The sequence below is a fragment of the Edaphobacter acidisoli genome (assembly GCF_014642855.1).
In the GTDB taxonomy this organism is placed as follows: domain Bacteria; phylum Acidobacteriota; class Terriglobia; order Terriglobales; family Acidobacteriaceae; genus Edaphobacter; species Edaphobacter acidisoli.
In genome coordinates this window covers 280625-293114 of the sequence record NZ_BMJB01000002.1, presented here as the reverse complement: position 1 = coordinate 293114, position 12490 = coordinate 280625, and the positions used below count along the sequence as shown (strand labels likewise).

The window sequence follows — 12490 nt, the reverse complement described above, 5'->3', positions numbered from 1 at the left end:
GTCGATGCTCTTTGGAATGTGCGATTTGTTGCGATTTAGAGCGAATCCAATCCACTGCTTTCTGAGGACTTATGTACGGGATTCGGCCAGCCTGTTCTCCAATGAAACGCGAATTATGAACAGGAAACTGTCGCGCGGCGTGAGCTATCCTGCTGACGCAGTGTCTTTTTGACATCATCAATATTCTTTTGCGTGTCCTCATCCCATCTTCTTGATAATGGGCTATTTTTATGGGATGAGCATTTCAAACCAACTTACCCAAAATCATTGGCAAACTGTTCGTAACGTGGCTTTACTTTGCCTGTTTACTGGAGCGCAAGTGCTGCTGGCCACACCCGCTCACGCCCAGACCAAACCTCAAACAGACATCATCGTCTTCACCAACGGCGACCAGCTTACCGGCACGCTCGAGCGTGAGGTTGGCGATTCAGTCGTCTTCAAGAGTGACATGGCTGGCGAAATCACCGTCTCGACTTCGAAGATCAAAGAGTTGCGGTCCAACGGCCAGTTTGTGCTCCTCGAAAAGGGCGAGATGGTGAAGCGCACCAAGCGGTCTTCGGGCAAGTTACAGTATGCGGATAACAACGTCACCATTAGTGGAGCAACGCCCCAAACCGTCCCGATCAAAAATCTTGCCTACGCCATCGACAGCGCCACCTTCAATAAAGAGGTCCTCGCTAATCCAACGCCACTCCAGGGTTGGGCAGGAGCAATCACCGGCGGGGCGACTCTTGTTCGCGCCACTGACTACGGCGAAACTTTTACGTTGGGCCTTGGCCTCATTCGCGCCATCCCAACTGTCTCCTTCCTTCCGCCGCGCACGCGCAGCACTGTCAATGTACTGGAGACCTACGGCAAGCTGACCTCGCCTGTCATCCCCCAGACGACTCCGCCAACACCTGCGGCGATGACCAAAACGAGCATCTTCCACGCCGACGCTGAACACGACAAGTACTTCACCTCGCGGCTCTATGCCTTGGCAAATACGGCCTTCGATCATAACTTCTCGCAAGGCCTGAACCTGCAACAGATCTATGGCGGTGGTATCGGCTACACCGTGCTCCAGTCTCCGGTGCAGCAGCTTGACGTCAAGATGGACGTGCACTACGAGCGGCAGAACTTCGTTGCTCCCACACCGAACGACAACCTGATCGGTTCGATCTTTGGCGAAACTTACCACCGTAGTCTGCCTCGCAAGATCGTCTTTACCGAGAACGGCAGCTTCATTCCTGCCTGGAACAATACCAATGCGTACTCGGCGATCTTCGGCGCGGGACTCGTGCTGCCCACCTATAAACGCCTGAGCGTCAACCTCAACATGCAGGACAACTACCTCAATAATCCCGCTGTCGGCTACAACAAAAACAGCTTCCAGTTCGTTACCGGCGTCAGTTACACGCTCAAATAAGCAGATCGGCAGACCTAACCTGAGCGGCCCTGTCGATGATCCGGCGGGGCCACTTGATATCTGCGCAAATAAGCCTTCGCAGACGAAAACCACATCGCACTGGCCATTTGCGGCCCTGCTTCCGGTAGACTTGTTTCAAGCATTTGAAACAACAGCTTTCCAACAGTCAGGAACACACGAGACACATGAAATTGCCTTTGCTCGCAGTTGTTGCCGGTCTGGCTTTTGCCGCCGTCGCCGTTCAGGCCCAGAACCAGCCGCTGGCCCAGCCCGAGACCCAGTCGCAGTACGAGACCCAGCACAAGGTCGCCATCTATCTGAATCCGGTCTTCTCGCGCATCAGCAATCCTGCCGATACCGGAGTCTTCGCGTTTCTCGGACCCGGCACGACTTCGCGCATGTTTTATGGATGGGATCTTGGCAGCTATGACGACTTTCTGCACTCTCATTCGAGCGATATCGGGGTTGATGTGCGCGGCAGCTTCCTGCGTGGCAATGGCGCACACCTGAATAGCTTCCTCGTCGGCCCGCGCTTTGTCTTCAAGCCACAGGCAAAGCTTAAGCCCTATGTGGAGGGCCTGATCGGCGTAGCCCGCTCCCGCGCCGCGACCAACCCGCGCGGCCTAAGTTCCTTTCAATACGGCGTGCTCGGTGGCGCAGACTATTCGTTCAGCCCTCACGTTGATTTCCGTATGGTCGAGATTGGCTATAACGCAGCCCAAACCATTGGCAGCGGCGTTTTCACCGGCAATGGCGGCAGCAATATCCTCACCTCGAAGATGATCAATATCAGCACCGGCCTGGTCTTCCGCTTTAAATAACTCGGCCTCTCGCAATCCTCAGCGAGAGGTCCCGCTGAGGATTTGGGTCACAGGGTCGGGCAGTTGCTTATCAGCATTCTTCAATAGCAACGTCACCTGCCACATCTGCGTCTCGCTCAGGACGTGGTCGTAAGAAGGCATCCCGGTAAGACGGATACCGTTGGCTACCTTCCAGTAGGTTTCGCCTGGCTCATCATCGCTAACGCCGACCACCTTGCCGCCCTTGTGTTTCTTCCAGAGCTGTGGTGCACGCGGATACATGTGCGACGCATACGGCAAATCGTGTCCTGGCGTGCCATGGCAACTGGCACAGTCCTCCATGTAAACATGCGCTCCACCCTCGAAGACGTCCTCACTAATGCCGAAGGGTGGCGTCTTCATTTCGCTGGCAATGCGTGCGTTCAACGGCACATGCACGATCTGCTTTTCAAACGGGAACGGCTTGTCCGCCACGGCCACCGGCAGCGAACCGAAGCGGAAGTAGAGAAATATGCCCGCCGCAACCGCCGCCACGCCGATCAAAAATCCAAGGACAAACTTGCCAAACCCGCTGCCACCCTTCTTAGCCATGCTCGAATCGCTCCCTTTTCCTTGCTTCAACACCCCAAGAAAGGGGTGCCAGATGTTCTAATAGTAGATGGCCGCGGCTTAACTCCCGCTTAATCTGCTGTCATCTCAGGTTTCAACCATAGCAAAGCTCAAGCTTGCAGGAGTCATCGTTTGATGTTTGGTTTCAGGATTCGTGTGAAGAACACAGCCGTACTTTTGCTGGCACTCTCAGTCGCCGGCGCAACAAGCTGCCTCCAGGCGCAAAGCACCCGCCGGCGCGAGACGAACGCGAACCGTGAGGCGCGCATTCAGCACACCATCCAGGAAACCTACAGCCATCGCTGGGAGGTCGCAGGCGGCGGCGGCTACCTCCGTTTCCGCTCCGGCCAGTACCTGCAGAAGAACAACGAAGTCGCGTTCTGGACAACGACCACCTACTACTTCAGTGAGAAGCTCGGCGTCCTCGCCGACGTGCGCGGCCTCTACGGCAACGCCAAAATCCAAAATGGCGCAGGCATTCCTGGCCAGCCGATCACCCTGAACTTCAATCCCCAGATCTCCGAGTACCCCCTGATGGGCGGTGTCGCATACCGGCTCGTGACAAAGGAGAAATTCGCCTTGTCGCTCACCGGCGAAGGCGGCGTTGCGATCGGAAAATTCGACGGTGGCAGCAAAGGCATCCCGTCTCAGTATCTGCATGTCTGGCAGTCAGCGATGCGGCCAGTCATGAGCATTGGGGCCAATTTCGACTACAACTTCTATCCCAACCTCGCGTTGCGCATCACGCCGACGTGGGTGGGGACGACGTATCAGCTCGACCCAGCAGATACTGCACCGCAGCCGCACGGCTCATTTCAGAACAATGCAGGATTTAACGTCGGCATCGTCTATCGCTTCGGCAGAATCAAGTAATCGAATCGGCTGATTGAGTTTGAATAAGCTGAGAACCCCATTCATGCCCCACGAATGGGGTTTATCGTTCAGGGTGACCTGTCAGGGCTGCTTGGCGTGAGGTTCCGTCATATTTTTCGGATCAAGGATCTCCGCAATCTGCTCCTCAGTGAGCAATCCGTTCTCCCGTGCAAGTGCAACGATGCTCTTTCCTGTTGCCACTGATTCCTTCACCAGCGCCGCGGCCTTCGCATAGCCAATGTAGGGATTCAACGCTGTCGCCAGCGCGATCGTGCTGGCGGCGTAGTGGGCGCAGCGATCGCGGTTGGCCGTCAGGCCACGGATGCAGCGATGGTCCAGTTCGCGCAGCGTGCTCGTCAGGATCGTGATCGACTGGAGCGTGTTGTGGGTCATCGCGGGCATCATGACGTTCAGCTCAAGCTGGCCTGCCTGCACCGCGTAGGCCGTCGCGGTGTCGTTGCCGATGACCTGGAATGCCACCATCGCGGTCAACTCGGCCAGCACAGGGTTCACCTTGCCCGGCATGATGCTCGAACCGGGTTGCAGGCTTGGCAGGTGAATCTCGTTCATGCCCGTATTCGGCCCGCTCGAAAGCAGCCGCAGGTCGTTCGAGATGCGGATCATCTCAAGCGCCAGCGTGCGCAGCGCCGCTGAAACGTCCGCCATCGGCGCATTCGACTGCATCACCCAGCGCATGTCAGCAGCGGGCTTCAGATCGAAGCCTGAGATGCGCGCGAGGTTCGCAATCGCGCGAGCGCGATACTCCGGATGCGTGTTCAGGCCGGTCCCGACTGCGGAACCGCCGAGCCCTAGCTCCATCAGCCCCTGCGCCTGCGCGCGGATATTCTCCGCCGCCTTGCGCACCGCGACGGCATACGCGGCAAACTCCTGCCCCAGCGTAATCGGCGTCGCGTCCTGCATGTGCGTGCGCCCGGCCTTGAGAACGTCGCGGAACTCCTCGGCCTTTGCGTGAAAGCTTCCCGCCAGATCATCCAGCACAGGGTACAACTCCCGCAGTGCCAGCAGCACGCTTAGCCGCATCGCCGACGGAAAGACATCGTTCGTGGACTGGCCGTAGTTGACGTGGTCGTTCGGATGCACGCGCTTGTACGTCCCTAACGGCTCGCCGAGAATCTGTCCGGCTCGATTGGCGATGACCTCGTTCGCATTCATGTGCAGACTCACGCCGGCTCCGGCCTGAAATACATCCACCACGAAGTGCTCGTGGTGCTGACCATCAACAATCTCGCACGCAGCCTGCTGGATTGCGCTTCCCTGCTCCGGCGTAATCAGACCGAGCGACTGGTTCGCCTCCGCCGCGGCCAGCTTGATCATCGCCAGCGCTCGGATGAGCGCTGGATTCGCGCGCAGCCCGCTGATGGGAAAGTTCTTGATGGCTCGCGCCGTCTGCGCACCATAAAGAGCCTCGGCGGAAACTTCCACCAAACCAAGAGAGTCGGTTTCTGAGCGATTGTTGGGCATAAGCACGCGGCTCAACTGCCATAATAGTAGGAATCTGTGTGGCGGGGATGATGAAGCGAATTGTTTTGGCCCTTTTGCTTGGATTACTCGGAGCATGTGCGTGTTCGATGGCACAAACCCATAAAGGGGCTAAGACGGTAGACCCTACCGATCTGAATAGCCCTACATGGAAAGAGTATGACGCTAAGATGAGCGCTTTGCATGCCCGGGCACAAAATGTTCTGAGGAACGAATATGCACGAGAGCAGAAGGACGAATGTCTAAATCTGCAGAGCGAAGCTGAGAAGCGTGATTGCCTAGTACACGAGGCTCTTCTCACACAGAACAACTATGAGGTATATGCAAAGGCGCTCGCCGCGTTGCTTCGAGTACGTCAGCCCATTGTCGATCCGCTGGAACCTATGCCTCCAGACCGCGGAGCAAAATTTGAAAAAGCTGAGCGGGCGTGGATCATATATCGGAACACAACCTGTAGCGCTATGAGCGATGCTTATTGGGGTGGAAGCATACAGGGTCAAATAGAAACCGCTTGCTTACAAGACATCACACGCAAACACATGGACGAATTGGAAGCTCTCTACAAAGACAAGTAGGGGCGGTCGCAGCCGATGCCGAATAGTGGGTGAACGGCTAGAATTAATCAAAAGACATGGCCACCATCCAGCAATCCGATTTCATCCAGTCCGTCGCCGACGCCCTCCAGTACATCAGCTACTACCACCCCGAGGACTTCATCACCAACCTTACGCGCGCGTATGAGCTGGAGCAATCGCCCTCGGCCAAAGACGCCATGGCGCAGATCCTCATCAACTCGCGCATGTGCGCCGAGGGCCATCGCCCCGTCTGCCAGGACACCGGCATCGTCACGGCCTTCGTCCGGCTCGGTATGGAGACGCAGTGGGACAACGGCGGCCAGCCGCTCAAGACTGTCCAGCAGATGGTGGACGAGGGTGTGCGCCGCGCGTATCTGCTGCCCGATAACAAGCTCCGCGCCAGCATCCTGCGCGACCCCGCATTCACGCGCAAGAACACCGGCGACAACACGCCTGCCGTTGTCTCGGTCGAGATGGTGCCCGGCGGCGAGGTCGAAGTGACGGTCGCGGCCAAGGGCGGCGGCTCTGAGGCCAAGTCGAAGTTCGTCATGCTCAATCCGTCGGACTCCATCGTCGACTGGGTGCTCAAGACCGTCCCGACGATGGGCGCGGGCTGGTGTCCGCCGGGAATGCTCGGCATCGGCATCGGCGGAACGGCGGAGAAGGCGATGCTGCTGGCCAAGCAGTCGCTGATGGACCCGATCGACATGCAGGAGCTGAAGGCGCGCGGGCCGCAGAACAAGATCGAGGAGCTGCGCATCGAGCTGTACGACAAGGTGAACCAGCTTGGTATCGGCGCGCAGGGCCTGGGCGGGCTGACGACTGTGCTCGACATCAAGATTCTTGACTATCCCACGCACGCGGCCAACTTGCCCGTGGCGATGATTCCCAACTGCGCCGCCACGCGCCACGCGCACTTCCACCTCGACGGCAGCGGGCCGGTGATGCTGGAGCCGCCTGCGCTCGATGCGTGGCCGAAGCTGACCTACGACGTCAGCAAGGCACGCCGTGTGAACCTCGACACGGTGACGCGCGATGAGGTGAAGACGTGGAAGCCCGGCGAGGTACTGCTGCTCTCGGGCAAGCTGCTGACCGGCCGCGACGCCGCGCACAAGCGCATGATCGACATGCTCAACCGCGGCGAAAAGCTGCCCGTTGATTTCACTGGCCGCTTCATCTACTACGTCGGGCCGGTCGATGCGGTGCGCGACGAGGCCGTTGGCCCTGCCGGTCCGACGACCGCTACGCGCATGGACAAGTTCACACGCCAGATGCTCGAAACCACCGGCCTGCTCGGCATGGTGGGCAAAGCCGAGCGCGGCCCCGCAGCCATCGAAGCCATCCGCGATAACGAAGCCGTCTACCTGATGGCCGTCGGCGGCGCGGCGTATCTGGTCTCGAAGGCCATCAAGAGCTCGCGCGTGCTCGCCTTTGAAGACCTCGGGATGGAAGCCATTTACGAGTTCGATGTGCGGGACATGCCGGTGACCGTCGCGGTTGATGCAACCGGCAGCAGTGTTCACACGACCGGACCGGCTGAGTGGAAGGCGCGTATCGCTGGAGACCTAGGCGGTGTACGAATTCTGCAGTAGCGGTCGATTGTAGGAGATCACGAAATCCGCGAAGGATGCTCTGTCGGCGAAGCAGCTTTTTTCTTGCGGCTCAGCACAAAGCTGCGGCGTTTGCGCTGGCGTTCGGCGGCGTGGTCGATCTTCTTCCAGAAGGCGACAAAGTAGTCTACCGCCGAGATGATCGAGACAATCGCCATCCAGTAGACCGCTGTCACCGCAATCAGGTGGACGCCGACGATGAAGCCGCCCCAGTTCCAGTAGTCCCAGCGGTGCGCGAGGATCGCTGCGACGACCGAGACAATCTGGATGACCGTCTTGAGCTTGCCTATCTCGCTGGCTTCGATGGTGAAGCCTTCGGTCGCGGCAATCGAGCGCAGGCCGGAGACCAGAAACTCGCGACCGATCACCAGTACCGCGATCCACGCCGGAACGACGCGCGGGTTGTAGCCGACCAGGATGATGAATGCCGCTGAGACCATCAGCTTGTCGGCTAGCGGGTCGAGCAGTATTCCCATCGTCGTAATCTGGCCGCGCTTGCGGGCAAGATAGCCGTCCAGGCCGTCCGTGATGCTGGCCGCGATGAAGACCAGGGAGGCGATAATCTCCTGCTCGCCACCGCGCAGGCCCGTCGCTCCGTGCCCTGTCCATGGGAAGACCGAGGACAGAATCCAGAGGAGCAGCGGAATGCTGGCAATCCGGCTCAACGTGATGGAATTGGGCAGGTTCATGGCAGGGCAGACCGGTCCTTACTCTGAGGATACACCGCCTTTAGCGCCCCGTTTTGCCATAGTTTTGCCACATTGAAACTGCCCTTGAGACTGCACGCCGTTATTCCCTCTTGTTTCGGTCAGCAGCTGCCGATAGAGAGACTGTCCACCCCGAATGGACTGCTGAGCCACCATGCCGAGCCGAGGTCTCCTCAAATTCGCTGCCGTCCTCCTTACTGGCCTCATGCCAGCGGCGCACGCCACGGCCATCACCAGTACGGTTGTGCTTACTATTACCTCCCCGGCGACTATGTACTTCGGCCAGAGCGTCGACGGCTACGCCAACGTCACCACCAGCGACGGCAGCATCCCCACCGGGACCATCACCTTCTACGACGGCGCAACCAACATCTGCCAGATTCCCGTCACGCCATCGAGTTGCCCGGCTTCGACCGGCACCGGCTTTGCCGTCGGCGCCCATACCATCACGGCTGTCTACTCTGGAGACGCAACTCACGCTGCGGCCACCTCAAATGCCGTCGTCATTACTGTGCTGGCGAATCCCACAGCAGTCAGCCTCGTCAGCTCGGCCAACCCGGCGATCGCAGGCCAGCCCGTTACGCTCACAGCCACGGCAGCCGGTTCCTACGCGATGCCCACCGGCACTGTGACCTTTCTCGACGGAACAAGCTCTTTGGGAACGGCAACGCTCAACTCTTCCGGTACGGCAACCTTCACCACTGCCTCGCTGTCTGCAGGGAGCCACAGCCTCACGGCCAGCTACGCCGGGGATGGTGGATCGGCTGCCAGCACCTCGCCAGCGCTGGCAGAGACAGTGAATCCGGCGGCAGTGCAGTCCACGGGTGGGTTCTCAATTGCCGTCGCAGGTTCCACGACCGTCGGAGTCGGGCGCAGCGCAAACCTGACCGTCACGGTTACGCCGCAGTCAGGGTTCAACCTGCCGGTCGATCTCTCATGCACCCATCTGCCGACAGAGTCGGCATGCACGTTTGGCCAGCACACGATTCCGGCAGGTGGTGGAACGACCACCCTCCAGGTCAGCACAATCGCCCCACACGACTGCGGCTCCTCGACCCCGTACTTCCTTGGCGCAAGCTTCGGACTGTTCCTTCTGCCCTTTGGAAAGCGAAAAAGGCTGAGGGGATTGATGGTGGCGCTGGTCGCGCTGGGAACGGTCAGCGCGCTGACCGGCTGCGGTACCTGCACCGATCTCGGAACCCGCCCAGGCAGCTACACCATCCAGGTCATAGGCACAGCCTCAGGTTCAGGGGTCTCAGCTCAAGCCTCAGGGGAAAATGCCACCCGGGTGACCCTGAAGGTCGTTCTCTAACCGCCTCTCCCTCAATCCACAAAAATATAACAAGTTGTTTATCCTGAATGCTTTACCGTGAAAATTGGCTCATGCGTACATCCCCCGCTGCTTCGTCGTGTAGGCTACGCGGTCGATGGCCAGCATGTAGGCTGCGATGCGGTTGTTGACGTTGTGGGTTTTGGAGTAGGCGATGACGTCGTGGAAGCTGGTGCTCATGATGTGGTCGAGACGCTGGTTCACCTCGGGCTCGGTCCAGAAGTAGCCCATGCGGTCCTGGACCCACTCGAAGTAGCTGGTGGTGACGCCGCCGGCGTTGGCGAGGATGTCGGGGATGATGAAGACGCGCTTGTCGCCGAGGATTTCGTCGGCTATTGGGGTGGTTGGCCCGTTTGCGCCCTCGCAGAGGATGCGGCAGCGGAGCTTGTCGGCGTTGCGGCTGGTGATGACGTTCTCCATTGCGGCGGGGATGAGGATGTCGCAGGGCTGGGTGATGAGTTCGCTGCTGTTGGCGGCCTCGGCTCCGCGAAAGCCGGTGATGGTGCCTGCTTCTTTGCGGTGCGCGGTGAGCGCGGCGATGTCGATGCCTTTGGCGTTGAAGAGGCCGCCGTCGTACTCGGCGATGCCGATGATGGTGTAGCCCTTTTCGGCGAGGTGTTTGGCGGTGTTGGAGCCGACGTTGCCGAAGCCCTGCACGATGACCTTCGTGCCCTGGGGCGACATGCCTAGCTGCTTGAGGGCTTCGTCGCAGACGACGGAGACACCGCGGCCGGTGGCTTCCTTGCGCCCGCGCGAGCCGCCGAGGTTGACGGGCTTGCCGGTGACAACGGCGTTGACGGTCTGGCGCATGTGCATGGAGTAGGTGTCCATGATCCAGGCCATGGTCTGCTCGTCCGTACCCATGTCGGGTGCGGGGACGTCTTTTTCGGGGCCGAGGAACTCGATCAGCTCGGCGGTGTAGCGGCGGGTGAGGCGTTCGAGCTCGCCCTGCGACATTTTTTTGGGGTCGCAGATGACGCCGCCCTTGGCTCCGCCGAAAGGAATGTTAACGACGGCGCACTTCCAGGTCATCCAACTGGCGAGGGCGCGGACCTCGTCGAGCGAGACGTCGGGGGAGTAGCGGATGCCGCCTTTTCCGGGACCGCGCGCGGCGGAATGTTGGACGCGATAGCCGGTGAAGACTTCGATGGAGCCGTCGTCCATGCCGACGGGGATGTGGATGATGATCTCGCGGGTGGGCTGGCGGAGCACCTTCCAGATGCCCTGGTCCAGATTGAGTTTTTTTGCGGCGAAGTCGAATCGAGCAGCCTGGGCCTCCCAGGGGTTGGTCTCCTGCTCAAGCGTGAGGGTCTGCATGGTGATTTGCCTTTTCTCCGTTGCTGGTATCAGCGATTCTCCGGCCATCGTTTGCTCCCGTAGGTGGGATGCAGAAACAGCTTGGCCAGACCGGTCGGTGGCCAAACGAGCCGGAGTATAGGCTTTGGCGGGCGGGTTGGGCAATTGCACGGATGTGGGGAGTTAATAGCCTCCCGCCACACTCTCACCTTGCCAGAGATGTTATGAAGCACAGGTATGATGGTTGGTATCTATGCCGAAATCTGCTGTCAATGCCCTGCCCTCCGCACAGGAGTTTTTGAAGTTGAGCCGGAAGCACTCGCTGGTGCCTGTCTACCGCACCGTGACGGCTGATCTGGAGACGCCGGTTTCGGCGTTTTTGCGCATCGCTGATGCCGAGCCGGAGGCGTTTTTACTGGAGTCGGTCGAGGGCGGCGAACATGTCGGACGGTATACGTTCATCGGTATTGAGCCGTACAAGAAGATGGTTGCTCGTGGGCGGAAGATCACAGTTCACGAAGGGCGGAAGACGCGGACGATCGAGGGCGATATCTTCGCTGAGCTGAAGCGTGAGTTGAGCGGGCACTCGCCGGCGCGGCTACAGGAGTTGCCCCGCTTCACCGCCGGAGCAGTGGGTTTTTTTGCTTACGATGCGGTTCGATTGATTGAGCGACTGCCTGCGAGCACGAAGGACGAACTTGGCGTGCCGGATGCCTGCCTGATGTTCTTCGACCAGGTGTTGGCGTTCGACCATGTGAAGAAGGAGATTCACCTGATCGTGACCGCGGACCTAAAGCGTGAGGGCCACGCTGACGCTTATGAGCGGGCGGTCCGGCGGCTGAACAAGCTGGAGCGGCGACTCGCGGCGGCTTTGCCGAAGCCGAAGAAGAAGACGGCGAGCGGAAAGTTGAAGCTGTCGCATCGCACGCCGAAGGCGCAGTTTTTACGCGGCGTGGAGAAGACGAAGGAATACATCGCGGCGGGCGATGTGTTTCAGTGCGTGCTGTCGCAGCGATTCGACTGTGAGCCGGGCGTGGATCCGTTTGACATCTATCGCGCGCTGCGCATCGTGAACCCATCGCCGTATATGTTCTTTCTGCGCTTTGGGCAGGAGAGCAACAACACAAAGGCCAAGGCGAAGAAGCCGCGGCTGTCGCATATTGTGGGTTCGTCGCCAGAGTTGCTGGTGCGCGTCCAAGGGCGCGAGATTGAGTACAGGCCGATTGCAGGAACGCGCCCGCGCAGCTCGGATGAGGTGCGCGACCGCGAGATTGAAGCGGAGATGCGCGCCGACGAGAAGGAGCGCGCAGAGCACATCATGCTCGTAGACCTGGGGCGCAACGATGTTGGCCGCGTGAGCGAGTTTGGCAGCGTCCATGTGAAGGACCTGATGTTTGTGGAGCGTTATAGCCACGTGATGCATCTCGTGACGTCGCTCGAAGGCCGCTTGAAGAAGGAGTTGAGCGCGGTGGATGCGTTTCGGGCTTGCTTCCCGGCGGGGACGCTGAGCGGTGCGCCGAAGGTACGGGCAATGGAGATTATTGAGGAGCTGGAGCCAGCGAGGCGCGGGGTCTATGGCGGCAGCGTGCTGTACGCCGACTTCAACGGCAATCTCGACTCATGCATCGCCATTCGCACGCTGTATATGGATGGCGAGAAGGGGCACATTCAGGCTGGTGCGGGGCTGGTAGCCGACTCAGTGCCCGAGAAGGAGTACGAGGAGAGCCTCAATAAGGCGCAAGCGGTTGTGCGGGCGATTGAGCGTGCGCGGCGGGCATAGGG

Annotated in this window: 11 protein-coding genes; 7 read left to right on the top strand and 4 right to left on the bottom strand. The window is 59.6% G+C overall.

Translation table 11 applies throughout. The features are described from left to right. Positions 1-319: 319 nt before the first annotated feature. Positions 320-1408: a DUF481 domain-containing protein gene (locus tag IEX36_RS14335; RefSeq protein WP_229669030.1), complete on the top strand. Its 1089-nt coding sequence runs from the start codon at positions 320-322 to the stop codon at positions 1406-1408. A 185-nt stretch (positions 1409-1593) separates the two neighbouring features. Continuing rightward, positions 1594-2229 carry a hypothetical protein gene (locus tag IEX36_RS14330; RefSeq protein WP_188760239.1) on the top strand — a complete coding sequence of 212 codons (636 nt, stop codon included), beginning with the start codon at positions 1594-1596 and terminating at the stop codon, positions 2227-2229. A gap of 18 nt (positions 2230-2247) precedes the next feature. Here IEX36_RS14330 and IEX36_RS14325 read toward each other — a convergent pair whose 3' ends face one another. Next, a complete protein-coding gene (locus IEX36_RS14325; RefSeq protein WP_188760238.1) occupies positions 2248-2799 on the bottom strand; it encodes a c-type cytochrome in 552 nt (183 codons plus the stop codon). A gap of 153 nt (positions 2800-2952) precedes the next feature. Here IEX36_RS14325 and IEX36_RS14320 point away from each other — a divergent pair, with 153 nt between their 5' ends. Further along, positions 2953-3690, top strand: coding sequence for a hypothetical protein (locus IEX36_RS14320; protein ID WP_188760237.1), 738 nt, complete (start codon positions 2953-2955; stop codon positions 3688-3690). A gap of 81 nt (positions 3691-3771) precedes the next feature. Here IEX36_RS14320 and IEX36_RS14315 read toward each other — a convergent pair whose 3' ends face one another. Next, entirely contained in the window at positions 3772-5172 is a 1401-nt protein-coding gene (locus IEX36_RS14315) for an aspartate ammonia-lyase (protein ID WP_188760236.1), read from the bottom strand. Positions 5173-5219: 47 nt separating this feature from the next. Between IEX36_RS14315 and IEX36_RS14310 the strand changes: the two genes are divergently transcribed. Further along, entirely contained in the window at positions 5220-5765 is a 546-nt protein-coding gene (locus tag IEX36_RS14310; RefSeq protein WP_188760235.1) for a lysozyme inhibitor LprI family protein, read from the top strand. Between the two features lie 56 nt (positions 5766-5821). Further along, a complete protein-coding gene (locus tag IEX36_RS14305; RefSeq protein WP_188760234.1) occupies positions 5822-7357 on the top strand; it encodes a fumarate hydratase in 1536 nt (511 codons plus the stop codon). Between the two features lie 17 nt (positions 7358-7374). On the opposite strand, the gene pgsA is transcribed toward IEX36_RS14305, so the two are convergent. Further along, positions 7375-8064, bottom strand: a complete 690-nt coding sequence (gene pgsA / locus IEX36_RS14300; protein ID WP_188760233.1) for a CDP-diacylglycerol--glycerol-3-phosphate 3-phosphatidyltransferase — start codon at positions 8062-8064, stop codon at positions 7375-7377. A gap of 172 nt (positions 8065-8236) precedes the next feature. Between pgsA and IEX36_RS14295 the strand changes: the two genes are divergently transcribed. Further along, entirely contained in the window at positions 8237-9394 is a 1158-nt protein-coding gene (locus IEX36_RS14295; protein ID WP_188760232.1) for an Ig-like domain-containing protein, read from the top strand. A 69-nt stretch (positions 9395-9463) separates the two neighbouring features. Here IEX36_RS14295 and IEX36_RS14290 read toward each other — a convergent pair whose 3' ends face one another. Further along, positions 9464-10729, bottom strand: coding sequence for a Glu/Leu/Phe/Val family dehydrogenase (locus IEX36_RS14290; RefSeq protein ID WP_229669029.1), 1266 nt, complete (start codon positions 10727-10729; stop codon positions 9464-9466). 232 nt (positions 10730-10961) lie between these two features. Between IEX36_RS14290 and trpE the strand changes: the two genes are divergently transcribed. Beyond that, a complete protein-coding gene (gene trpE / locus IEX36_RS14285) occupies positions 10962-12488 on the top strand; it encodes an anthranilate synthase component I (protein ID WP_188760230.1) in 1527 nt (508 codons plus the stop codon). The last annotated feature ends 2 nt before the right edge of the window (positions 12489-12490 follow it).

Coding starts and splice junctions, on each gene's coding strand:
- pgsA (WP_188760233.1), bottom strand. CDS start 8,064: ATGAACCTGCCCAATTCCATCACGTTGAGCCGGATTGCCAGCATTCCG.
- trpE (WP_188760230.1), top strand. CDS start 10,962: ATGCCGAAATCTGCTGTCAATGCCCTGCCCTCCGCACAGGAGTTTTTG.
- IEX36_RS14315 (WP_188760236.1), bottom strand. CDS start 5,172: ATGCCCAACAATCGCTCAGAAACCGACTCTCTTGGTTTGGTGGAAGTT.
- IEX36_RS14305 (WP_188760234.1), top strand. CDS start 5,822: ATGGCCACCATCCAGCAATCCGATTTCATCCAGTCCGTCGCCGACGCC.
- IEX36_RS14310 (WP_188760235.1), top strand. CDS start 5,220: ATGATGAAGCGAATTGTTTTGGCCCTTTTGCTTGGATTACTCGGAGCA.
- IEX36_RS14295 (WP_188760232.1), top strand. CDS start 8,237: ATGCCGAGCCGAGGTCTCCTCAAATTCGCTGCCGTCCTCCTTACTGGC.
- IEX36_RS14325 (WP_188760238.1), bottom strand. CDS start 2,799: ATGGCTAAGAAGGGTGGCAGCGGGTTTGGCAAGTTTGTCCTTGGATTT.
- IEX36_RS14290 (WP_229669029.1), bottom strand. CDS start 10,729: ATGCAGACCCTCACGCTTGAGCAGGAGACCAACCCCTGGGAGGCCCAG.
- IEX36_RS14330 (WP_188760239.1), top strand. CDS start 1,594: ATGAAATTGCCTTTGCTCGCAGTTGTTGCCGGTCTGGCTTTTGCCGCC.
- IEX36_RS14320 (WP_188760237.1), top strand. CDS start 2,953: ATGTTTGGTTTCAGGATTCGTGTGAAGAACACAGCCGTACTTTTGCTG.